The 22018-nt window shown below is 64.0% G+C and carries 22 protein-coding genes; 10 read left to right on the top strand and 12 right to left on the bottom strand.

What is annotated here, in order from left to right:
- Window positions 1–23: 23 nt before the first annotated feature.
- Genes ASU23_RS10000 through pdxH form a run of 3 tightly spaced genes read right to left on the bottom strand, consistent with a single transcriptional unit; the run spans window position 24 to window position 2988 of the window.
- Window positions 24–971, bottom strand: a complete 948-nt coding sequence (locus ASU23_RS10000) for an aldose 1-epimerase family protein (RefSeq protein ID WP_003939677.1) — start codon at window positions 969–971, stop codon at window positions 24–26.
- Between the two features lie 41 nt (window positions 972–1012).
- Window positions 1013–2278: an MFS transporter gene (locus tag ASU23_RS09995; RefSeq protein WP_021332219.1), complete on the bottom strand. Its 1266-nt coding sequence runs from the start codon at window positions 2276–2278 to the stop codon at window positions 1013–1015.
- Window positions 2275–2988 carry a pyridoxamine 5'-phosphate oxidase gene (gene pdxH, locus ASU23_RS09990; RefSeq protein WP_042451217.1) on the bottom strand — a complete coding sequence of 238 codons (714 nt, stop codon included), beginning with the start codon at window positions 2986–2988 and terminating at the stop codon, window positions 2275–2277. Before pdxH ends, ASU23_RS09995 begins: the two co-directional genes overlap by 4 nt.
- Window positions 2989–3232: 244 nt before the next feature.
- Between pdxH and ASU23_RS09985 the strand changes: the two genes are divergently transcribed.
- From ASU23_RS09985 to ASU23_RS09970, 4 genes are all read left to right on the top strand, one after another.
- Entirely contained in the window at window positions 3233–4360 is a 1128-nt protein-coding gene (locus ASU23_RS09985) for a citrate synthase 2 (RefSeq protein ID WP_003940025.1), read from the top strand.
- A gap of 63 nt (window positions 4361–4423) precedes the next feature.
- Window positions 4424–5545, top strand: coding sequence for a phosphoserine transaminase (serC, locus tag ASU23_RS09980; protein WP_058037912.1), 1122 nt, complete (start codon window positions 4424–4426; stop codon window positions 5543–5545).
- A gap of 200 nt (window positions 5546–5745) precedes the next feature.
- Window positions 5746–6705, top strand: coding sequence for a septation protein SepH (gene sepH / locus ASU23_RS09975; protein ID WP_058037820.1), 960 nt, complete (start codon window positions 5746–5748; stop codon window positions 6703–6705).
- Window positions 6706–6757: 52 nt separating this feature from the next.
- Window positions 6758–7543, top strand: a complete 786-nt coding sequence (locus ASU23_RS09970) for a hypothetical protein (RefSeq protein ID WP_042451221.1) — start codon at window positions 6758–6760, stop codon at window positions 7541–7543.
- A gap of 20 nt (window positions 7544–7563) precedes the next feature.
- On the opposite strand, the gene ASU23_RS09965 is transcribed toward ASU23_RS09970, so the two are convergent.
- Genes ASU23_RS09965 through ASU23_RS09955 form a run of 3 tightly spaced genes read right to left on the bottom strand, consistent with a single transcriptional unit; the run spans window position 7564 to window position 9266 of the window.
- Window positions 7564–7824 carry a DUF2537 domain-containing protein gene (locus ASU23_RS09965; protein ID WP_030535366.1) on the bottom strand — a complete coding sequence of 87 codons (261 nt, stop codon included), beginning with the start codon at window positions 7822–7824 and terminating at the stop codon, window positions 7564–7566.
- Window positions 7821–8627, bottom strand: coding sequence for an RNA methyltransferase (locus ASU23_RS09960; RefSeq protein WP_003939731.1), 807 nt, complete (start codon window positions 8625–8627; stop codon window positions 7821–7823). The genes ASU23_RS09965 and ASU23_RS09960 overlap by 4 nt, the downstream gene beginning before the upstream one ends.
- 48 nt (window positions 8628–8675) lie before the next feature.
- On the bottom strand, window positions 8676–9266 hold the full coding sequence (locus ASU23_RS09955; protein WP_037128521.1) for a TetR/AcrR family transcriptional regulator: 591 nt from the start codon (window positions 9264–9266) through the stop codon (window positions 8676–8678).
- 70 nt (window positions 9267–9336) lie between these two features.
- On the opposite strand from ASU23_RS09955, the gene ASU23_RS09950 reads away from it, so the two are divergent.
- Window positions 9337–9885: a hypothetical protein gene (locus tag ASU23_RS09950; protein ID WP_003940103.1), complete on the top strand. Its 549-nt coding sequence runs from the start codon at window positions 9337–9339 to the stop codon at window positions 9883–9885.
- On the opposite strand, the gene ASU23_RS09945 is transcribed toward ASU23_RS09950, so the two are convergent.
- From ASU23_RS09945 to ASU23_RS09935, 3 genes are all read right to left on the bottom strand, one after another.
- Entirely contained in the window at window positions 9869–11176 is a 1308-nt protein-coding gene (locus ASU23_RS09945; RefSeq protein ID WP_007733487.1) for an MFS transporter, read from the bottom strand. The two genes, ASU23_RS09950 and ASU23_RS09945, sit on opposite strands and share 17 nt — an antisense overlap.
- Window positions 11177–11256: 80 nt before the next feature.
- Window positions 11257–11688 carry a MarR family winged helix-turn-helix transcriptional regulator gene (locus tag ASU23_RS09940; RefSeq protein WP_003939901.1) on the bottom strand — a complete coding sequence of 144 codons (432 nt, stop codon included), beginning with the start codon at window positions 11686–11688 and terminating at the stop codon, window positions 11257–11259.
- Window positions 11689–11753: 65 nt separating this feature from the next.
- On the bottom strand, window positions 11754–13208 hold the full coding sequence (locus tag ASU23_RS09935) for an NCS2 family permease (protein ID WP_003940242.1): 1455 nt from the start codon (window positions 13206–13208) through the stop codon (window positions 11754–11756).
- A gap of 102 nt (window positions 13209–13310) precedes the next feature.
- On the opposite strand from ASU23_RS09935, the gene ASU23_RS09930 reads away from it, so the two are divergent.
- Together ASU23_RS09930 and ASU23_RS09925 are read left to right on the top strand one after the other, a co-directional pair.
- On the top strand, window positions 13311–13568 hold the full coding sequence (locus ASU23_RS09930; protein ID WP_007733492.1) for a DUF2530 domain-containing protein: 258 nt from the start codon (window positions 13311–13313) through the stop codon (window positions 13566–13568).
- Between the two features lie 90 nt (window positions 13569–13658).
- On the top strand, window positions 13659–14699 hold the full coding sequence (locus tag ASU23_RS09925) for an iron-siderophore ABC transporter substrate-binding protein (protein ID WP_058037819.1): 1041 nt from the start codon (window positions 13659–13661) through the stop codon (window positions 14697–14699).
- A gap of 13 nt (window positions 14700–14712) precedes the next feature.
- Here ASU23_RS09925 and ASU23_RS09920 read toward each other — a convergent pair whose 3' ends face one another.
- From ASU23_RS09920 to ASU23_RS09910, 3 genes are all read right to left on the bottom strand, one after another.
- Window positions 14713–15240, bottom strand: coding sequence for a phosphatase PAP2 family protein (locus ASU23_RS09920; protein WP_058037818.1), 528 nt, complete (start codon window positions 15238–15240; stop codon window positions 14713–14715).
- Window positions 15241–15246: 6 nt separating this feature from the next.
- Entirely contained in the window at window positions 15247–17919 is a 2673-nt protein-coding gene (locus tag ASU23_RS09915) for a molecular chaperone Hsp90 (RefSeq protein ID WP_058037817.1), read from the bottom strand.
- 68 nt (window positions 17920–17987) lie between these two features.
- Window positions 17988–18809, bottom strand: a complete 822-nt coding sequence (locus ASU23_RS09910) for a DUF3027 domain-containing protein (RefSeq protein ID WP_030535360.1) — start codon at window positions 18807–18809, stop codon at window positions 17988–17990.
- Window positions 18810–18847: 38 nt separating this feature from the next.
- Here ASU23_RS09910 and ASU23_RS09905 point away from each other — a divergent pair, with 38 nt between their 5' ends.
- The 3 genes from ASU23_RS09905 (at window position 18848) to ASU23_RS09895 (ending at window position 21936) form a co-directional block, all read left to right on the top strand.
- Entirely contained in the window at window positions 18848–19678 is an 831-nt protein-coding gene (locus ASU23_RS09905) for a glutaminyl-peptide cyclotransferase (RefSeq protein ID WP_253741268.1), read from the top strand.
- A 69-nt stretch (window positions 19679–19747) separates the two neighbouring features.
- Window positions 19748–21442, top strand: a complete 1695-nt coding sequence (locus tag ASU23_RS09900) for an MFS transporter (protein ID WP_223304424.1) — start codon at window positions 19748–19750, stop codon at window positions 21440–21442.
- Window positions 21442–21936 (top strand): DUF2771 domain-containing protein, encoded by a 495-nt coding sequence (locus ASU23_RS09895; protein WP_207624414.1) that lies wholly within the window; start codon window positions 21442–21444, stop codon window positions 21934–21936. The genes ASU23_RS09900 and ASU23_RS09895 overlap by 1 nt, the downstream gene beginning before the upstream one ends.
- Window positions 21937–22018: the final 82 nt, after the last annotated feature.

Raw genomic sequence — 22018 nt, 5'->3', positions numbered from 1 at the left:
GATCCCACGGTATGAGAGCCGGATCACAGCGCCTTGATGCCCCAGCTACCCGTCCAGGTCTGACCCGGATGAAGCACCAGGAGATCGATGCCCGAGTTGAAGGCGTCAGGCGGGCAGGTCATCGGCTCCAAAGCCAATGCGCGGCCGCGATCAGGATACCCCTTGTCGTTGGCGGGATCTGCGATGAAGGCCTGAATCCACGGGAACTCGCGGTTGGTCCACAGGGCAGTGCCCGTTCCATCCGGAGCCAGCAGCTCGTGTTGCGTGCGACCACTGCCGTCGACGACGTCCAATGCGCTGTACGGAGTGTCCAACTGCACCCCGGCAAGCAGTCTCGGTGTCCGGAAGTCGTAGTCCGTACCGGCGACTGCCTGCGAATACGCGTTCGGCAGCATCCTCGCCGGATCGATCGGCAACCGTGTGCCTGCTGCCAGATGCAGAGCACATTCGTCGAGCGGAAAGTCGCCGGCGCGAATGAAGGTGTGCATTCCGAGCCCGAACGGCGACGAGGTCGCACCCTTGTTCGTGGCCGTGTGCGTGACGGTCAGTCCGTCGGCACCGACCTCGTAGGCGACCGTCAGCTGCAACGGATAGGGCCAACCCTTGTGAAGTCCCACGTCGACCGACAGTTCGACGCGCTCGTACGTGTGGTCCACGAGGCTCCAATTGCGACGCCGGACGAACCCGTGGCTCGCGTTCCCCAGCGCAGGTTCGGTGATCTCGAGTTGATGCTCGATCCCGTCGAACATGAAGTGCCCGTCGCGAATTCGGTTGGGCCACGGCGCGAGAACCAATCCGGCCGACAGCGGTGGCTTCGATCCGAGTGCCCAGGTCTCGGTCAGCGCGCGCTGACCGTTCGGTCCTTCGTGATCGAGTAGCCGCAACCCGGCACCGGCCGCGGCGATCTCGGCTCGATAGCCTCCACCACGGATCTCGAACCCTCCCCTACCCGTGCTGTGCGGCGCAGTCATACGTACCAGTTTCCACCACGAGCGACCGGTTAACCAGGACGTCAGACGGCGCGTCCCACCTTGTAGCGAACGAATGCCGGAAATGCGAGGGCAGAAAGGACAACACCGACAATCACCAGGAAGCCGCCGCCCGCTGCCGCGACACCGGTCCCGAACAGGAAGGCTGCACCGCCGTGCAGCACGTCACCGATACGCGGACCACCTGCCACGACCACGATGAACACGCCCTGCAGTCGTCCGCGCATGTCGTCGGTTGCCACTTGCTGGAGCATCGTGCTGCGGAAAGCCGCCGAGACCATGTCGACGGCTCCGCCGAATGCCAGGAACGCGACCGCCACCCAGAGCAGAATCACACTGGAACCGGGACTCGCGAAGTACACGGCAACGCCGAAGCCGACCATGGACAGCCCCCACAGCGCGATGCAGACCAGAACGGCTCGCCCCTGGTACTGAACCCGTGGCAACCAACCCGAGAAGACTCCGCCCAGAACGGCTCCCACCGACATCGCCGCGAACAGCAGTCCCAGCGCAAAACCGCCGCTGGCGGGATCACCGAAGGATTCGTGGGCAATCTCCGGGAACAGTGCTCGCGACATCCCGAACACCATCGCGATGATGTCCACCACGAACGACGCGAGCAGAACCTTCTGCGTCGCGAGATACGTGAAACCGCCGAGGACCTCGCTCAATCCGGCTCGCCGAGACGTTCCGGTCGGCGGAATCGCCGGGAGCTTCCATACCGCCCACAGTGTGGCGAGAAGAAAGATCGAGTCGAGCAGGTACAGCAGTTGCAGACCGGCCGACGGTATGAGGACACCCGCCAGTAGCGGGCCGGCTATCGCACCGAACTGCACGACAGTCATGTTCAGCGAGTTCGCGGCCGGTAACTGCCTGCCCGGAATCAACCGAGGGATGATCGCCGCTCGCGTCGGCTGGTTCACCGCGAAGAACGCCTGTTGAACCGAGAACAATCCGAGCACCAACCACACGTTGTTCACGTTCAGGGCAGCCTGGATCCAGAACAGCACCGACGTGACGCCGAGTCCGATCGAGGTGATCATCAACAGCCGTCGTCGATCCATGACGTCGGCCAGTGCGCCGCCCCACAGACCGAAAACGACCAGCGGGACCAGACCGAAGATTCCCGTCAGACCGACGTAGGCCGAGCTTCGGGTGATCTCGTACACCTGTTGCGGTACGGCGACCACGCTGAGCTGAGCGCCGATGACGGTGACGATGCCGGCCGTCCACAGCCGTCGATAGTCGCGATTCTCGAGCGGAGTCGTGTCCGCGAGTAGCCGGCTCACGGCTGGAGACGGACGGCGGACCACTGTCCGTCGACCAGGCTCGTGCGAACTCGATTGTGCATGCGGTTCGCGCGTCCTTGCCAGAACTCGACGGACTCGGGCCGAATCAGAATCCCGCCCCAGTTCGGTGGCACCGGAATCTCACCGTCCACGCCGAATCGAGCAGCGACCTCACGCAGTTGCCCGTCGAGATCGGCACGCGAGTCGATCGGACGAGACTGCGACGACGCCCACGCGCCGAGCTGTGAACCTCGAGGCCTGGTTCGCCAATACTCCTGCGTCAGTTGAGCACTCACCCGCTCGGTGGTGCCGCGGACGATCACCTGCCTGGCAAGGGTCAGCCACGTGAAGTTCGCCGACGCGTACGGGTGGGCGTCGAGGTGACGAGCCTTGTCGGATCCGTAGTTGGTGAAGAAGAGGACGCCGTCCTCGCTGAGCCCTTTGCAGAGCACGGTGCGCGACGCCGGACGGCCACCGTCGTCCACCGTCGACAGAGTCATGGCGTTGGGCTCCGGCGCGTCAGCTTCGACGGCGTCCACGAGCCATTGGCGCATGAGGGGCAGCCAACCGGTTTCGACAACCGAAGTATCCAATTCCGCACTCATGCGGTCCTCGACGGACTCCGATTCGCTGCCTGCTTGCGGATAGCCCACACGCATGGCCGCGAGTTCGTTGTCCACCGCCTGCGGGTCCTGACGTTCATTCGACACAGCCGAGAACGCTACTCCCGGGTACTCACTGGCCAACGGCTACGCGGCACGCGCTAAAGTTTGCCGTGGCTAGACCCGACCCGGACCGCGAGCCGCACCAGCGACAGCGCCGAATCGGGACGAGACGATTGCGCAGTACAAAACACGGTGCGTGCTCATCCCTGCGAGCACCGAGGCGCAGTCACTGAAGCTGAGGCAGTGCGACTGTAGACCTGGCGCACTCGAACGAGGAGAGTCCACGAGAATGGCAGCGAGCGCAGCAATACCGGACGATTTTGTGAGCGGACTCGAAGGCGTCGTCGCCTTCACCAGCGATATCGCAGAACCCGACAAGGACGGCGGCGCACTGCGCTACCGCGGAGTCGACATCGAAGACCTGGTCGGCCAGAGGGTCACCTTCGGCAACGTATGGGCCCTTCTCGTCGACGGCCGCTTCGGCCCCGGCCTCCCGCCGGCCGAGCCGTTCCCCCTCCCCATTCACACCGGCGACGTCCGTGTCGACGTTCAGGCCGGACTGGCGATGCTGGCTCCCATCTGGGGCTACCAGCCGCTCCTCGACATCGATGACGAGACCGCCCGCGACCAGCTCGCCCGCGCATCCGTCATGGCGCTGTCGTACGTCGCGCAGTCCGCTCGCGGCATCTACCAGCCTGCAGTCCCGCAGAGCCGCATCGACGAGGCCAAGACCGTCACCGAACGCTTCATGGTTCGCTGGAAGGGTGAGCCCGATCCGGCACACGTCGAGGCAATCGACGCGTACTGGGTCTCGGCAGCCGAGCACGGCATGAACGCCTCCACCTTCACGGCCCGCGTCATCGCCTCCACGGGCGCCGACGTCGCGGCTTCGCTTTCCGGCGCCATCGGCGCGATGTCCGGCCCGCTGCACGGCGGCGCACCGGCCCGAGTTCTTCCGATGATCGAAGAGACCGAGAAGACCGGCGACGCCCGCGCACTGGTCAAGGGAATCCTCGACCGCAAGGAAAAGCTCATGGGCTTCGGACACCGCGTCTACCGCGCCGAAGATCCCCGTGCACGCGTGCTCCGCGCCACGGCGAAGCGCCTCAACGCTCCCCGCTACGAGGCTGCCGCAGCTCTCGAGCAGGCTGCACTGGCAGAACTGCGTGAGCGTCGTCCCGATCGCGCGATCGAGACCAACGTCGAGTTCTGGGCCGCCGTCATCCTCGACTTCGCCGAGGTTCCCGCGCACATGATGCCCGCCATGTTCACCTGTGGCCGCACCGCCGGCTGGTGTGCACACATCCTCGAGCAGAAGCGTCTCGGTAAGCTGGTACGCCCGGCCGCCATCTACACCGGCCCGGCGCCCCGTACTCCGGAGTCGGTCGAGGGCTGGGACCAGATCAGCCACGCGTAGTACCCCGCTCGAATTCGCCAATCACGGTAGTACAGAACACAAGTGAAGGAACAGAAAGAAGCGATGACCTCCACACCGATCATCCCCGCCGACCTCAAGCCCGCCGACGGACGCTTCGGCTGCGGTCCTTCCAAGGTTCGCCCCGAGCAGCTGCAGTCCCTGGTCGAGGTGGGCGCTTCGGTGTTCGGCACCAGCCATCGCCAGAAGCCGGTCAAGAACGTTGTGGCCAGCATTCGTTCCGGCCTCGCCGATCTGTTCTCACTGCCCGAGGGCTACGAGGTCGTCCTCGGCAACGGCGGAACCACTGCGTTCTGGGATGCGGCCGCATTCGGCCTCATCCGCGAGAAGTCGCTGCACCTGACCAACGGCGAATTCAGCTCCAAGTTCGCTTCGGTCGCCAAGGCCAACCCGTTCATCGGTGACCCGATCGTCGTTTCCGCCGATCCGGGCAGCGCACCGGTGCCGGTCTCCGACCCGTCCGTCGATCTCATCGGCTGGGCGCACAACGAGACCTCCACCGGTGTGTCGATCCCCGTCTCGCGTCCCGCGGGTTCGGAGAACGCACTGATCGCCATCGACGCCACCTCGGGCGCCGGTGGACTTCCGGTCAATGTCGCCGATTCCGACGTCTACTACTTCGCTCCGCAGAAGTGCTTCGCTGCAGACGGCGGACTGTGGATCGCGCTGATGAGCCCGGCCGCCCTCGAACGCGTCGCGGAGATCAAGGATTCGGGACGCTGGACGCCTGACTTCCTCTCGCTGCCCATCGCCGTGGACAACAGCTCCAAGGATCAGACGTACAACACCCCGGCCCTGGGCACCCTCTTGCTCTTCGCCAACCAGATCGAGTGGATGAACAGCAACGGCGGCCTCGACTGGACTGCCGCTCGCACCGCGGATTCGTCCTCGCGCCTGTACAACTGGGCCGAGGCCAGTGAGTTCGCAACGCCGTTCGTCGCTGATCCGGCACACCGCTCGCAGGTTGTCGGCACCATCGACTTCAACGACGACGTCGACGCTGCCGAGGTGGCAAAGATCCTGCGCGCCAACGGAATCGTCGATACCGAGCCGTACCGCAAGCTCGGCCGCAACCAGCTGCGCGTCGGCATGTTCCCGGCCATCGACCCCGATGACGTCACCGCTCTCACCAAGAGCATCGACTGGGTCGTTTCTCAGCTCGGCTGATTTTCACATTTGCTTCACCGCTCGGCCCCCGGCATGACGTCGGGGGCCGAGCGTCGTTTGCGCCAGGCCTTGTGAGCTACCACACCGGTGGGCGGATCCGAGGTCATCTCGCCCTGCGTGTCCTGCCGAGTCCATGGTCACGAATGAATTACAGTTGAGCGCGGCGCAAAGTCGCGAGCCGGCGCGATAAGGAGGTCAATGTGCGAGAGCTTCGAGTGATCGGACTTGAACCCGATGGATCGCATGTGGTGTGCGCAGATGCTGAAACCGGCCAGAAATTCCGGCTTCCCGCCGATGACAAACTTCGTGCAGCTTCCCGCGGAGACGTGGCTCGACTCGGCCAGATTGAGATCGAAATGGAAAGCCAACTCCGTCCCCGCGAAATTCAGGCGCGCATTCGTTCCGGTGCTTCCGTAGAGCAGGTCGCCGAAGAAGCGAAGATCCCCATCAGCAAGGTCGAGCGCTTTGCGTACCCCGTTCTGCTCGAGCGCTCCCGCGCCGCGGAAATGGCGCAGGGCGGACACCCGGTGCGCGACAACGGTCCGACAGTTCCCACCCTCTCCGAAATCGTGACCCACGCATTCCGCGCCCGCGGCCACAGTATCGACGAGGCCACCTGGGATGCCTGGCGCGACGAGGACAATCAGTGGGTCGCGCAGTTGCAGTGGCAGGCCGGCCGCACCACCAACGCCGCGCACTGGCGCTACCAGCCCGACGCGCACGGCGGAACGATCGTCGCACTCGACGACGCGGCATTCGACTTGATCGATCCTGACTTCGGTCGCCCACTCCGCGGCCTGGTACCGGTGGTCTCGAACGAGCCGCAGCAGCTCGAACTGTCCCGATTCGACGTCGAACCGGTGGCGGAGATCGAGCCCGAGCCCGCAGCAGTTTCCGAGCGGACAGCAGTCTCCGAGCGGACAGCAGTTTCCGAGCGCACAGTAGTCCCCGAGCGGACGGTGGTGGCGGAACGGATCGTGGCGCCCGAACCGATTGCTGTCGAGCCGGAAACCGTCGTCACCGAAGAGGTTCCCGAACCCGCACCGGATGTGACCCCGAAAACCGCTCCGCAGCAGACGCAGACCAAGGACAAGCGCGGACGGCCTGCTCTTCCCTCGTGGGACGACGTACTCCTCGGGGTCCGCAGCAGCGGTCGCTGACCCGAAGGAAAGTATTCTTCTTTCGAGCGAGGCTGAGGAGAGAGGGCTGCCGGTGGCTGCACGGGTATCGACGATCTGGTTTCTGGGCGGCGCAGACGCTCGCACCGAATTGAGCAGGTACCCACAGCCGGATCAGACCGAGGCCCTGAAAATCGCCATGTCGCTGTACCCGGACAAGGAGTTCGAGTCGCTCGGGCCTCAGCCGCTGTCGATGGCCGCGACGGTGAGCCCCGGCTACGTCTTCGTCGGCGCGTACGGTCGAGTGAGTGTCGTCTGCAGCTCCGAACTCAGCACCTTCGTCCCCTCGAAACTGCCTGATTCCTGGCACCTTTCGGCAGAGGGTGGCTCGACGCTGTTGATCAGCTCCGTCCCCGAAACCGCGCAGGGTTCGTTTGCACTGTGGGAGGACGGCGAGCTACGACGCTCGTTCAGTGCCATCCCGATCGACATCGTCGAAAATCTGGGGATCCCGCAGACCTGGGAACTGGAATTCTGGGCCGGCAACCATCCCCTGCGTTACCCGCCCGGGATCCTGCCTGATCCGCAGTCACTTCCGTTCCACCCGCAACAGTTCGCGGAGTCCGCCAACCTCGAGTGGCTGGGATTTCGATACACCGGCGCGCCGCGAGAACACGAACTCGACACAACGCAGATTCTCCTGTGGGGCTTCAAGATTCACCGACCCGGCGAGGCACCCAAACCTGCACCCCCAGCCCCCGCGCCGATGCCCGAGCAGGCGCCGACAGAGGTACCCATGCCCGAAAACATGCCGCCGATCCACGACGCACCGGTGGCCAAGCCGCGCGGCCGCCTCGCTCGGTACTTCGGCTTCAAGTAGCGCCGAGCAGCCTCACAGGTTCACGCGGCTATCGCTGCGATCCACCCGAGCGGTACGCCGGCTACCGCGCCGTAGACCACCCATCGCCAGACGGGGACGGCTCGCCAGCGCCAGACGGTCGGCGCAAGTCCGCCTACCGCAATGACATTGACGACAACCGCCAGGAGCACGTTCACGTTGCCCAGCGCGACACAGAACGCCGCGACGGCACTGGTCGAGAGCATGGCTGCGAACACCGACACCGCGATTCCGGTGAACCAGGGCGTGCGGTCCTGAGTCACCGGCCGGTCCTGACACGTTCGTAGAAGGCCATCGCCGCTGCGGTCGCGACGTTGAGCGAGTCGGTGCCGGGCGCCATCGGTATCTTGGCACGAATGTCGGTGGCCCGCATCGCATGTTCGGTCAAACCTGGCCCCTCGGCGCCCAGCAGTAGCGCTACCTTCTCCCCGGTCATCGCTTCGGCCAAAGTGACCGCTTCCGGATTCGGAGTCAAGGAAATGAGCTGAAAACCGTTGCCACGCAGCTCATCCAAGTCGTGTGGCCACTTTGCCACATGCGCGAAGGGCACTCGCAGCACGTGCCCCATCGACACACGGACCGACCGCCGGTACAGCGGGTCGGCACAACCCTTCCCGAACAGAACTGCATCGACACCGAGCCCCGCCGCGTTGCGGAACATCGAGCCGAGATTCTCGTGATCGTTGACGCCTTCGAGAACCACGACGGTCTTCGCGTCCTTCAACACGTCCGAGACCGCGAGCGGTGCCGGGCGCGCTGCTGCAGCGAGGACGCCGCGGTTGAGGTGAAATCCGACGACCTCGGCCATCACTTCGGCGCTCGTACGGTAGAACGGCACGTCCACACCGTCGAGATCGTCAGCGAGCTCCAGGAGCCGTCGTTCGACGCCGAGGAGACTGATCGGCTCGAACCGCGAAGTCAGCAGTCGCTGAGTGACGAACACTCCCTCGGCGATGACCAGTCCCTTGCCCTCCGGGAGGTCGGGGCGCCGATCCGAAGAGTTGAGATCGCGAAAGTCATCCAGCCGGGGGTCGGCGGGATCTGAGATGTCGATGACGTGAACCACGGGTCTATCGTGCCGTACGCACCGCGAGCCCCCACCACTACTCCCGACCTAACGCAACAGCGTGACAAAATGCGCGTCGAGCACCTGGCTGATCACCTCTGGATTGGTTCGCTCGGGATTGTCGACGCCGTGCGACGCGAGCCCGTCGGCGAGCGCATGCAATCTCATCGCCTCGATGTCGACCGAGGCACCCGGCCGTAGAAAACCCGCTCGATGCGCCGCTTCCACGAACGAACGAAAGTGCTCGAACAAGGTCCGGTCTGTCTCGTCACGCACCGCCGTCAACGCCGAATCGGTCTGGGCGGCAGCAGCAAAGGCCTCCCAAACCTGCATTTCTTCACGCCGATCTTGGTCGAGGGGAACGAACTGATCGGTGAACTGACGGATCGCGCGGCGGATGTCGGGATCGAAGTCGATGCCGGCAATCCTTTCCTCCACCCGGACGGTCACGAGCGTCATCGCGAACAGCAAGAGTTCGGACTGCGTCGCGAAGAAGTGCCGTAGCGACCCCGTCGACATCTTCGCCTCGTCCGCGACCGCCCGGACGCTGGCGCTCGCCACACCGTCTCGACGGATCACACGCCACACGGCCTCGGCGATCTCTTCACGCCGCTCATCCGGACTGCTACGTTTCACCACTTCACAAAACTAACACAGCTGTGCTAGTTTTCAATCACTAACACAGTCGTACTAGAAATGAGCTGATGTCATGATCGTCCACTTGATCATCGCGTGCGAAATCATGTTCTGGGTGTTCATCGCCGCAGGTCTCGCGGCCCGCTATCTACTGCGCCGCAAAACGCTGGGCGCCGCACTGCTCATCTGCGCGCCCCTGGTGGATGTCGTGCTGCTCGTCGCCACAGCCCTCGATCTTCGTGGCGGTGGCGAGGCGAACTTCACCCATGGGCTTGCCGCGGCCTACATCGGATTCTCCGTCGCGTTCGGACACAGCCTCATCTCCTGGGCCGACGCCAGGTTCGCCTACCGATTCGCCGGCGGCCCGGCTCCCGTCGCACCACCCAAGTACGGGAGTGCGCGAGCACTGCGCGAATGGCGCGAGTTCGGCAAAGCCGCGATCGCCTGGGCCGTCGCGTGCGGACTTCTCGGCGCGGCCATCTTCCTCGTCGACGACCCCACCCGTACTGGAGCCCTCGACGGATGGATCAGCAAGCTGACAGTGGTACTCGCAATCTGGGGAGCAATCGCCCTGAGCTACACGGTGTTTCCCAAGCGTGAGAAGGTCACGGCGCGCGGCTAGCCTCGACTGCCTGTTCGGTCGCGTCGCATACGATCACCGGACGCAGGACGAAAACCGGTAGCCTGCCCCCGTCTTCGGGTCGCGCAAGACGAAGTTTCAGCCCTTCGCTGCGTAGCAGGTACACCCCGGCCACAGTGCCCGAGACGAGCGAGATCACTCCGCCCACGATCAAGGGCGCACGTGGGTCCACGGAGTCGGCGAGCCAACCCAGCAACGGGCTTCCCAGCGGTGTGCCACCGAGGAAACTGAGCATGTAGATACCCATCACCCGCCCGCGCATCTCGGAAGGCACCGACATCTGCAGGATGTTCATCGCGGACGTCGTGAACGTCAACGTCAGTGCGCCCGTGGGGATCAACATCAGCGCCACCAACGCGTAGGTGGGCATCAATCCCACCGCGACCTCGAACACACCGAAAGCCACGGCGGCACCGAGGAACGTCCGCAACCGCGGCGCTTCCTTCCGTCTTGCGGCGTACGCAGCGCCGGCAAGGGTGCCCACGGCGAGCGTCGTGGACAGCAATCCGTAACCGTCGGCCTCGAGGCCGAACGTGTTGCGCGCCATCACCGCCAGGCTGATCGCGAAGTTCAGGCCGAAGGTCGAGACCATGAAGACCGACACCATTATCACGCGAAGGTCCTTGCGGCCCCATACATATCGGAACCCGTCGCGCACCTGCCCCTTGGTGCGCGGGGCCGGTTCCGACGGGATCAACTCCTTCTTGTTCATCAGGTAGAGCGCGATGAGCACCCCACCGAATGTCGCGACGTTGAGCAGGAACACCCACCCTGTTCCGATCAGGTTGATCAGCACACCCGAGATGGCCGGACCGACGATGCGGGCCGTGTTGAACGTCATGGAGTTGAGCGCGATGGCGTTGGACAGGTGTTCCTTGCCCACCATTTCGATGGTGAACGATTGACGCACGGGTGCGTCGAGCGCCGAGACACAGCCGAGGGCAAAGGCAATCAGGAAGACATGCCACAACGCGACGAGCCCACCGACGTCCAGCAGGCCCAACACGAGTGCGCATACCGCACTCGCCCACTGCGTGAAGATCAGGATCCGACGCTTGTCGTACCGATCGGCCAGCACCCCACCCCACACCGACAAGAACAGCGTCGGGCCGAACTGCAAGGCCATGACGATGCCCACCGCCAGCGCGTTGCCGTCCGAGAGCGTCAGTACCAGCCAGTCCTGGGCGATGCGTTGCATCCACGTGCCGACCAGAGAAACGATCTGTCCGGAAGCCCAAAGGCGGTAGTTGCGGTTGTGGAGCGCGGCAAACATGCCGGAATCGGGGTCTCGGGGCACCCCACTATCTTGCCCCTCGAGTAATTCGTTTGGGCAACGACCTCTAGGTAGCGGAGCTACTCCGTCTTGTTGACCATCTCGGTGATGATCTCGACGGCACCGCGCAGTGTCGCGAGTTCTTCGCCACCCAGCCCGGCCAGCTGCTCGTTCATCCACGCCTCACGCGCATGGGTTTCGTCCGCGAGCAACGCCTGCCCGGCGTCGGACAGATTCACGATGATCTGACGACCGTCCGTGGGATGCGGCGAGCGCTCGACCAGACCGAGCTCGGCGAGAGAAGCAACAACGCGCGTCATCGACGGCGGCTGCACTTTCTCACGTGCTGCGAGTACGCCAGGAGTCATCGGGCCGTACTGATCCAGGCTCGCCAAGGCGGACAGTTGCGTCAGCGATACCTGAGCGTCGACTCTGCGGCCGCGCAGATGCCTGGTGAGACGCACTACAGCCAGGGAAAGATCGCTGGCCAGCGCACGAGTTTCGGTGGTCACGCGTCAGACAATACGTCAAGAGCTGGCCGGTAGCTCACGTAATCGAATACCGGTCAACCCTGATTTCACGTAAGGGCGTCGGTAATGGGTCCGACAGTGAAGTAGGCCACAAAAAGTGCCGCCACGATCCAGAGCAACGGGTGGATCTTCTTGATACCACCGCTGGCAGCGTGCAGGACCACCCATGAAATGAAGCCGACGCCGATGCCGTTGGCGATCGAGTAGGTGAACGGCATGACGATCATGGTCAGGAACGCCGGGAGAGCAACCGAGAACTTGGTGAAATCGATGTCTCGGACCTGCCCGATCATCAGCGCACCGACGACGACGAGGGCAGGCGCAGCTGCCTCGATCGGCACGACGGAGTAGAGCGGCGTCAGGAACATCGCGACGAGGAAGAGCAGTCCGGTCACGACGTTTGCCAGGCCCGTGCGGGCGCCTTCGGCGATACCCGACGCGGATTCCACGAACACGGTGTTCGACGACGCCGAAGCGCCACCGCCCACGATCGCGCCCGCGCCTTCGACGACAAGCGCGCGACCGACGTTGGGGAGGTTTCCGTCCTTGTCGGTCAGGCCGGCTTCCTTACCGAGACCCGTCATCGTGCCCATGGCGTCGAAGAAATTCGCGAGCACGAGGGTGAAGACAAGCAGGCTGGCGGCCAGAACACCGATGCGGGTGAATGCGCCGAAGATGCTGACGTCGCCGACCAGGCTCAGATCAGGCATACCACCGAGCATCTCCGGGATCGCGGGGATGCTGAGGTTCCAGCCCTTGGGGTTGGTTCCGAGCGAGGGTCCGACGTCGGCAACTGCCTCGATGATCGCGGCGAGGATCGTCGTGACGACTATGCCGATCAGCAGTCCACCACGAACCTTGCGCACTACCAGAACACCCATGAGCAGCACACCGAAGATGAACACCACGGTCGGCCACGAAGCGATCGAGCCGTTGATTCCGAGTCCGACGGGAACCGTCGTACCGGCGGCATCGGGGATACGGCGGACGAATCCGGCGTCGACCAGTCCGATGAAGGCGATGAACATGCCGATACCGGCCGCGATCGCGGACTTCAATGCCGAGGGAATCGCATTGAACACCGCAGTTCGGAAACCGGTGAGTGCCAACAGAACGATGATCACACCGTCGATGACCACCAGGCCCATCGCCTCGGGCCAGGTGACCTGAGGTGCGATTGTGACGGCGAGCAGGCTGTTGATGCCGAGACCCGCGGCGATGGCAAACGGATAGTTGGCAACGACACCGAAGACGATGCTCATCAGGCCCGCAACCAGAGCGGTGACCGCAGCCACCTGGTTGACCGGAAGGATGTTGCCGAGAACGTCGGTCTTCGCTGCAGCGTCGTCAGCCGAGAAACTGCCGAGGATCAGGGGGTTGAGGACCACGATGTAGGCCATCGCCACGAAGGTGACGACACCGCCGCGAATCTCGGTCGAGATCGTCGACCCTCGTTCGCTGATCTTGAAATAGGTGTCGAGGATCTTGCCGGGTGCCGCCATGTTTGTTCTTTCCCCATCGCTGTAGGTCGCCGTGTGCCGGCGCACATGAAGCCGGTCGCACTAGGGAGAGTAGGCCACCGGGGTACGGGTAGCGTTAATTTTGTGACGGAGACTCGCAACACAACAGGCCTGATCGGCAAATTGTCCGCACCCGCGCCGGCACTGATCATCGGCACCGCGTTGTGGGTGATCGCCACGATCGTGGTCGCGGTGAGCGGCGATCGTTGGTCGGATGCACTCCCGATCTGTTACGCGGGTATCGGAGTCGGCTTCCTCGGCTTCGCTCTGTTCTCCATTCAACGACGCGCAGCTGTGCGCGGTGACAAGGGCGCACAACAGGGCGCCGGTCTGGTCGACTGAGCAGGTCGATTCACCCTTTCAGTATGGTAAGCCTACCCTGCACTCCAGTGTCGGTCTTAGCTTGTCAATGCTGAAAGGAACCACGTAGCCGTGAAGATCTCCCACCGAAATCGTTGGAAAAGCCGAGGACGTTGGACGAGACTGACATCCGTTGCTGTGGTCGCCTTGGTCGGCACAGCACTCGTCTCCTGCAGTTCGAACGACGACGCAGCAAGTAGTCCGTCGAGTTCCGGTGGTGGCGCCTTCCCCGTCACGATCGATCACGCTTTCGGCAGCACCACGATCGATTCCGAACCACAACGGATCGTCACCGTCGGTTACAACGACGAGCAGGCTCTGTTGGCTCTGGGCATCAAGCCCGTCGGAATGGTCAACCAGTACCCGGGCGAACCGGACGTCAACCGCACGTGGCCATGGGTCACCGGCCCTTGGGGCGGAACCGAACCGACCGTCGTCGGCAGCAATCCCGAAACCACGATCAGCGTCGAAAAGATCGCTGCGCTCGAGCCCGACCTGATCCTCGCGCTCTACTCGAGCATCGACAAAGACCTGTACAGCACACTTTCCGCGATCGCCCCGACCGTCGCGAAGGATCCGGCCTACGGCGACTACGCAACTCCGTGGCAGATCACGACGAAGACCGCAGCGAAGGCAGTGGGTCGCGAAGCCGACGGCGAGAAGTTGGTCGCCGATATCGACAAGCAGTTCGCCGACGCCAGAAGCGCTCACCCGGAATTTGCAGACCAGACCGCGGTGATCATCAGCGTCGACGCGACCCCGGAGTTCTACGCCTTCTCCTCCGAGGACGCCCGCGGACGGGTTCTCGGCAGTCTCGGATTCAAACCTGCTCCCGCGGTCGAGGCCTTGATGAACGGTGAGTTCTACGCGCCGATCTCCACCGAACGACTGGATCTTCTCGACGTGGACCGTCTCGTTGTCATCGGCAATCCCGATGCCGCACAGGCGGTCCGAAACAACCCTGGCTTCCAGCAACTCGACGTGGTCAAGGACAATCGCGTCGTCTACGTCAACGACGATCAGGCTCCGCAGGTCGGTGCGGCCTTGACCGCAAGCTCGGCACTGAGCTTGCCGTGGGCCACGAGCCAACTACTCGCCGAACTCACGAAGTAACCAGCGCCCGGCGCTATCTGATCTGCGCGGTTCCCCAGATCCACACCCCGGCCCACATCATCCCGAACGCCCAACCTGCCAGTACATCGGTCATCCAATGGGCAGCCAGGTAGACGCGGGAGAATCCGACGGCGATCGTGTACAGGCCGAGGCTCGCGAGCATTGCCATCTTCGCGAGCCTCGGCAAGGCAAGACGAAGGATCACGGCGGCAACCGAAGTCGCGAGTATCGCGCTCATCATCGCGTGGCCCGACGGGAACGAATACGAATCGATTTCGATCAATCTCTCCGGAACGGGTGGGCGGGTTCGCGTGAAGATGCGCTTCAATCCGCTCATCACGAGCAGACCGGTCAACATCGATCCGGCGATCAGCAGAGCTTCGGTACGCAGTCTCCGAACCAGAAGCACGATCGTGAGCAGCGTCGCGATCAGCCACGACGCGAGGGTTCCGCCGCTGTCGGTGATGACGTCGACGACGTCCACGAGCCACGCCGTCCGCTGACTCACTGCGCTGTCGAGTACCCACTGATCAAAAGACATCTGCCCTCACATTCCTTGCGGCAGAGTCCACGTACGCATCACGTGATGAACGCCGTCCGAGTCCACCCACCACGGCACGATCACCGTCGTCTCGACCGCCCCCGTCAGTTCCACCGTCAGTTCGTGATGGATCACTACCTCGCCGCTGGGTACCTCACGGCCGAGGGCTGCGAAGCCGAGAACTGCCTGCGGTTCGTTCGCCCACGTCGTGACGACGCCGGTGCTGCTCACTCGTCCGTGAACGGATGCAGACGCCGTCGCGACGTCGAGTAGATCTGCCAGTGCGTCGGCCGTCTCGAAGCTGCCGAGCACCACTCGTTGTGCAGGTAGTGCCGCTCCCAGCCACGGTCGGTCGAGAACAAGGGCGTCGCCGGGATCGACCAGATCGCCGGAAAGGCCTCGCACGAACGGAGGCAGGTGCAGTTCCTCCAGGTCGAGAACCCGTCGCTGCGCTGCCTCACCCAGTAGCCGGTGCGTCCGCGCGACGACGGCGGAGGCCGGCATCCGTAGTGGGTCCGCAAGCCGATCGAGCAGCAGCTGAGCCAGTTCCGGATCGTCGACGGTATCCGATGCCAGCAATCCGGAGAAGAATCCGGCGTCGGGGTGTTCGGCAGCATCGAGCAAGCCCTCGAAGGTGCGATCGCCCGGAGCGCGCAGCAAGCCCAGCACCTCACCGCCGAGTTCGGCATTCGAACGCAACCACCACGCCGTGTATCCACGACGGTCGGTGAGCAGCGCCCGCGTCGCCGGCGACTCGACCAGCAGCGACAACGCCTGCGGCCAGCGGTCTTCGTCCACGAGGTCGAGATCGCGCACGGCTTCGATGTATTCGGGGTCCTCGTCGAGGGTGTCCCACCATGCGTCTTCGGCGTCGAGATCGTGATCGGGGCCGGACGGCAATTCCTCACGGACCACCGTGAAACCCCACCCGACACCGACTACCCGTAGCGCCTGCTCCCCCACCCGCTGAACAAAATCAGCGTCGACGATGCCGAAGGGAGAATCCTCGACCAGGACGCTTGCAAGGGGAGCTCCCGGAAGCAGAAGTTGGTCGGCGGACCGCAATTCGCCTTCCGAATCAGGAAGCAGCACTTCACCGATCCACGACGGCAGCGCTCCTGGCGCCACGTGGGCCGCCAATCCGAGTACAACCTGCGCCAACTCCGTCGCTACCGAATCATCTTGGTCCGCAGCATCTTCGATCAATGCGCGCAGCGCCGGATCGGACAGCAGGTCGGTGGCACTCGCGGTCTGCGCTCCCAATCGAGAGAGCAACGGGTGAACCGCGACGGGATGAACCAACCTCGTCCACTGCACCGACGGCGCGTCTTCACCCAGTTCGACGCCGACGACGACGGTCCGCGGCCCGGTCACCGTCCGTCCGTCGGAGAGCGGAACCGGCAGTGTTCCAAGCTCTTCCACCGCAAGAGTGTCGATCACCAAGGGCTCGAGAGCCGAATAGAGTCGATTCCACCACTTCGGTTCACGTTCCGAACCGCTGAGCAGTTCCGCGATGCGCGCGAGCCCGATGCGGTGCGTCGACACTGCCGCGAGTGCTCGCTCGTGCTTGGGGCCGGAGAGCTCGGGGACAACCAGGCCGCCGATGATGTCGGTGAGCAACTCGGCAAGGTCATCACCGAGCCCGGGCACCACGGATGCTCGCTGCGGCGCGCGGTCGGGTTCACCGACCACCGGAAGCCACTCGTTTTCCTGCAGCTCCTTCAGAAGCGCTTCGCGCAGAAGCGAATCGGTTTCGCTGCGGGCAAAGGCAGGGATCGGGACGAGTGCCGTTCGCTGCCGAGGAGGTAGTGCAGCAAGGAACTTCGCGTACCCCTCGGCAAGCGGAGCGATCGGTGCAGCGGGCATGATGCGTCGCCGATCGGGTTGCATTGCAATGTCGGCAATGATGATCGCGGGGATCGACAGCTCCTCGTCGGATCGCGTCGGCGCCCGCAGGACGTCGTCTGCGACCGGCTCGACGACCCCGTCGCGGACCGGCACCAACCATCGCGCGTTCGGCGCGGTGTACTGCCACCACGTGCGATCACCGATCGCGATCTCGACGAGGCCGGAATCCAGCACCCGTTCCGATCGCCGAAAAGTTCTCTCACCCAGACGAATTGATCCGAGAGCCGGGAGTTCGAGCAGCAGGTCGACTGCCTCACGTGTCATCTGCGAAAGCAGCGCCGCGGCATCGACGTCCGGCCGAAGCGTCAGCACCACTTCCGAATCAGCACCATCGCTCGGCAATTCGCCAGACGGCCACACCAAACGAAGTACGGGGACACCGGTTTCCGGCACCGGGAGTTCGCGAGACTCGATCTCGCGCAGAGTGTGCGAGGCAGAGAATCGAATCGATCCCGTCGACGAGCGCAGTTCCACCTCGTCACTGACCGAGAGAACTGCCGAGAATCCGACGCCGAACCGTCCCGTCACACCTTCGTCGGCGTCGACCTTGTTCGACGCGCGCAGCGCGGTCAGCGCATGTACACCGGATTCGTCCAGTGGACGGCCCGTGTTCGCCACCGTCATCGTCCGACCGTCCACGTCCACCCACAAAGAGCCCTGGACGCCCTCGCGTGCAGCTGCATCGGCAGCGTTCTGCGCCAGTTCGGTGAGCAGACGGTCGCGGTACCCGGCCTTTGCGAGGTCGGATTCCGCAGCCGCGTCTTCACGCAATCGCGTCGGAGATTCCGACCACGCGCGCAGCGTCGCCTCGCGGAGTGCGTCCGTACCGAACGGATCTTCTACTCGGTGGATACCGAATCCTCAACTGCAACAGCGCTCGACGGGCGAGCGGGCACCGCAATCAGCTCGACGGCCCCGTCGTCGAATGCGTCGAACTGCGGCGAGCCCGCACCGAGCGGCAAGCTGGTGTCCGAGTGCGCGCCACAACCGTAAGACACGCTGACCACACGGCCGTCTGCGGAGAGTTCGTTTCCGCACACACCGAACGCTGCGTGCAGCGAACCGGCGAGTGGAAGGAAGAATCCACACAGTCCACACGTCGACGGCGCGGCCTTCGCCATCTCCGACTCCGGGCCGAAGTCACCGTCGAACCAACGCTGCGCGGCATCGAGTCGGCCCTCGCGGCTCATGACCTGTTTGCGGCCGAGCCCGATTTCGAGAGCTACCTCGTCGACTTCCGGGTCACCGGTGGCGACGTAGCCGGGAACGAGGCGAGGATCCTCGGCCGGCGGGGCGAGTAGGTCACCGACGGACAGATCGCCGGGACGAATCCGCTGATCCCATGGCAGCCATTCCGGCGCAACCAACGCGTCGGGACCCGGCAACAGCGCCAACTCACTGATCGTGGCGTGGGTGTCCTCCGGTCCGGCAGCGACGACAACCGCCCACTGCCAACCGCGGTATCCCGGAATGTCTGCTGCAAATCGATGGGTGGCGGCAAATTCGTCCTCCGACGTCACGCCGAGGTATGCCCCCACACCGCCTTCATGCAGGTCGACGACTGCCTTTCGGGCAAGCTCGACCGCATCGGCCAGTACTGGGCGCGGCACTGCACGCTCTGGAGAAGTAGCAACACTCACTCCTCCAGTTTGCCGCACCACCGCAAGTCCGCAACGCACTGGGCTGCCATGCTGGGCAGATGAGTAGGTCACACGCCAATTCCGTGCGCACTTTTGCAGTGGTCGCCGTGATCGCCTCGGCCTTGGCGGGGTGCTCCGATTCCCCCGGCGCTCCCGACAACCTCACGTCCGAAACCGGCTCCGTCGAGATCGTTCGAGTGTCCGCGCACGATCCCGACGCGTTCACGCAGGGCCTCGAGATCGACGGAAACCGGTTGTACGAAAGCACCGGACGCGTCGGGCAGTCCTGGGTGCGCTCGAGCGAGATCTCCGACGAGCAGTCCCCCGCTTCGGGACCGGAAGTTGCGCGTGCCGATCTCGACCCGCCGTTGTTCGGTGAGGGCATCACGGTTGCCGGAGACACACTGTGGCAACTCACCTGGAAAGACGGCGTTGCCATCGCCCGTGACAAGGACACCTTGACCGAACGAGGGCGGTTCCCACTCGACACCGAGGGATGGGGAATCTGTTCGCTCGGGGATCGGCTGGTCTCGAGCGACGGTTCGGCCACGTTGACCTTTCGCGATCCCGAAACCTTCGCGTCGATCTCGACCGTCGACGTCACCAGATCTTCGGAGTCCGTCGGCAAGCTGAACGAATTGGAATGCGCCGAAGACGGCTCCGTCTACGCCAATGTCTGGACCACGGACACCGTCGTCCGAATCGACCCGTCGGACGGCAGCGTCACGAACGTGTACGACGCTTCGCCGCTACGCGAAGATCTCGTCGCGGACGGATCGACCAGCACCGTCGACGTTCTCAACGGCATCGCGCAGATTCCCGGTACCGATCGATTCCTGCTCACCGGCAAGTATTGGCCGCAGATGTTCGAAGTCCGTTTTGTTAACTGAGTCCGACATGACACAGGACTCGCAGGGGTGTGCGTGGTAGCCGCGCCGACACTAGGACAGAATTGAGTGGTGACCGGACCGCGCGAACCCTACGACCCCGAAACTCGGCGAATCCACGACGAGCCGGAGGGGCAACAGGTGCACCCCGGTTACGACAATTACCCACCCGCGGCCCGCCCGGACAATTACCCACCTTCGGCCCGTCCCGCTGCCCGTCGCACGCCTTTGCCACCGCTGCATCCGATTCCCGAATCGCGGGGAGACTCCGAATCCGCGGCCGGTTCGAAGACGCCGGGGGCGGACGCTCCCAAGGCTCCACCGATGCCTCGCAAGCTCACCGTCACTCGCGTCGCAGCGATGCGCAGCCGCGAACTGACGAACAAGGGCATCGCGACCTTCCAGCGCGCGGCGAAGGCCGACGGCGCGGACAAGTCCGGTCTGACCGCTCTCACCTACGCGGTGATGACGAACAACGCGACCGACGCGGCGATCTCCGTCGCTCTGGCCAACACGCTGTTCTTCTCGGCCGCGACGGGCGAGGACAAGACCAAGGTCGCGCTCTATCTCCTGATCACGATCGCACCGTTCGCGGTCATCGCACCGCTCATCGGCCCCATGCTCGACCGGTTGCAGCGCGGACGCCGCATCGCACTCGCGTCGTCGTTCGGAATCCGGACGCTCCTCGCGGTGATCCTGGTCTTCAACTTCGACAGTTGGATCCTCTATCCGGCCGCGCTCGGCATGATGGTGCTCAGTAAATCGTTCTCGGTGCTCAAGAGCGCAGTGACACCACGCGTCCTACCACCGGAAATAGACCTGGTGCGCGTGAATTCGCGTCTGACGGTCTTCGGGCTGATCGGTGGAACGATCGGGGCCGGCGCTGTCGCAGGTGCGCTCGCGCTGGCTTTCGGTTCCACCGGCGCCTTGTGGTTCGCGGTCGCCGTCACCGTGTTCGGCGCATATCTGAGCATGCGAATCCCGTCGTGGGTCGAGGTCACCGAAGGTGAGGTTCCCGCGACCATCACCTACCACCCGGACGAAGCGCATCACGCCGGCAGCGCCCCACCGCAGCCGGACGCCAAACCTGCCAAGGTCCGTCAGCCTCTCGGACGCGCCGTGATCATCGGACTCTGGGGCAACGGCACCATTCGCGTGCTCACCGGCTTCCTGACGCTCTACATCGCGTTCGTCGCCAAATCACGCACCGATCACGAGCCGCTCCAGCAGGCCATGATGCTCGGCCTGGTCGGCGCAGCAGCCGGTCTGGGTAACTTCGCCGGAAATGCCACGGGTGCGCGCCTCAAGCTCGGCCGGCCTGCCTTGATCGTGCTCCGGTGCACTGCGTCGGTGTGGATCATCGCGGTGATCGCAGCGCTGACGGACAACCTCATGACGGCAGCGCTTGCCACGCTCATCGCATCGGCCGCCAGCGCACTCGCCAAGGTCTCACTCGACGCGTCACTCCAGCACGACCTGCCCGAGGAATCGATCGCGTCCGGATTCGGTAGATCCGAGACGGTTCTGCAGCTGAGCTGGGTACTCGGCGGCGCATTGGGGGTTCTGCTTCCGACCGAATACTGGATCGGGTTCACTGTTGTATCGGTGTTCCTGACGATCGGGCTTCTGCAGACCTTCCTGAGCTACCGAGGAAGCAGCCTCCTGCCCGGCCTCGGCGGGAAGCGACCCGATCTGGCCGAACAAGAAGTGACCGAAGTGATTTACACCGGTAAATCCAACCGAGGACAAGGAAGTACTCCGCAGTGATGATGCGCTCGAGAACAAAGAAGATCGTGGCAGCGATCAGTGTCCTGATGGTGGTGGCACTGGTTGCTTACGTCTCCGTTCTTTTCGTGATCATCAAGAACATCAACGACGACCCCGACAAGCTACCGGTCATCACTGCATACGCACACGGCAAGACGATCGAAACGAACCCTGCCGGTTTCTGCACCATCGACCTGTCCCAGTGCGCCCAGGTGGGCGACATCTACGCACTCGACGTTCCAGCGGGCTACCCGCTGCAGCTGTCGTTGTCGACGGACGTCTCGGATGCGCAGTGGGCACTGCTCGCCGTCTACGAGGATGCCGACGGCAACCAGACCGGTGAGCCCCGAGTCTTCGAGCCCGGCGAGGCCCTGGCAGTGACGGTCGAGTCTTCGAGCGATCCCGTCAAGCAACTCGTCGGCGTCGAAATCCACCTCGCCGTCGGTGAGGGAAGCGAACAGGGACTGCTGATCTGGTCGATCAAGACCGCCTGATCCCCGGAACGTCGAAAATGCCCTGCACACCGATTGGTGTGCAGGGCATTTTGTTTCGAAGCCGTGTATGGCAGCTCGTATC

The sequence above is a fragment of the Rhodococcus sp. KB6 genome (assembly GCF_001445685.1).
Lineage (GTDB): Bacteria > Actinomycetota > Actinomycetes > Mycobacteriales > Mycobacteriaceae > Rhodococcus_F > Rhodococcus_F qingshengii.
This window is presented reverse-complemented; position numbering and strand designations above follow the sequence as displayed.

What these genes read in the sequence shown, in the direction of transcription:
- ASU23_RS09950 (WP_003940103.1), top strand. Translation starts at nt 9,337, where the DNA reads ATGATCGTCCACTTGATCATCGCGTGCGAAATCATGTTCTGGGTGTTC.
- ASU23_RS09920 (WP_058037818.1), bottom strand. Translation starts at nt 15,240, where the DNA reads ATGTCTTTTGATCAGTGGGTACTCGACAGCGCAGTGAGTCAGCGGACG.
- ASU23_RS09935 (WP_003940242.1), bottom strand. Translation starts at nt 13,208, where the DNA reads ATGGCGGCACCCGGCAAGATCCTCGACACCTATTTCAAGATCAGCGAA.
- ASU23_RS09945 (WP_007733487.1), bottom strand. Translation starts at nt 11,176, where the DNA reads ATGTTTGCCGCGCTCCACAACCGCAACTACCGCCTTTGGGCTTCCGGA.
- serC (WP_058037912.1), top strand. Translation starts at nt 4,424, where the DNA reads ATGACCTCCACACCGATCATCCCCGCCGACCTCAAGCCCGCCGACGGA.
- ASU23_RS09985 (WP_003940025.1), top strand. Translation starts at nt 3,233, where the DNA reads ATGGCAGCGAGCGCAGCAATACCGGACGATTTTGTGAGCGGACTCGAA.
- ASU23_RS09895 (WP_207624414.1), top strand. Translation starts at nt 21,442, where the DNA reads ATGATGCGCTCGAGAACAAAGAAGATCGTGGCAGCGATCAGTGTCCTG.
- ASU23_RS10000 (WP_003939677.1), bottom strand. Translation starts at nt 971, where the DNA reads ATGACTGCGCCGCACAGCACGGGTAGGGGAGGGTTCGAGATCCGTGGT.
- ASU23_RS09905 (WP_253741268.1), top strand. Translation starts at nt 18,848, where the DNA reads ATGAGTAGGTCACACGCCAATTCCGTGCGCACTTTTGCAGTGGTCGCC.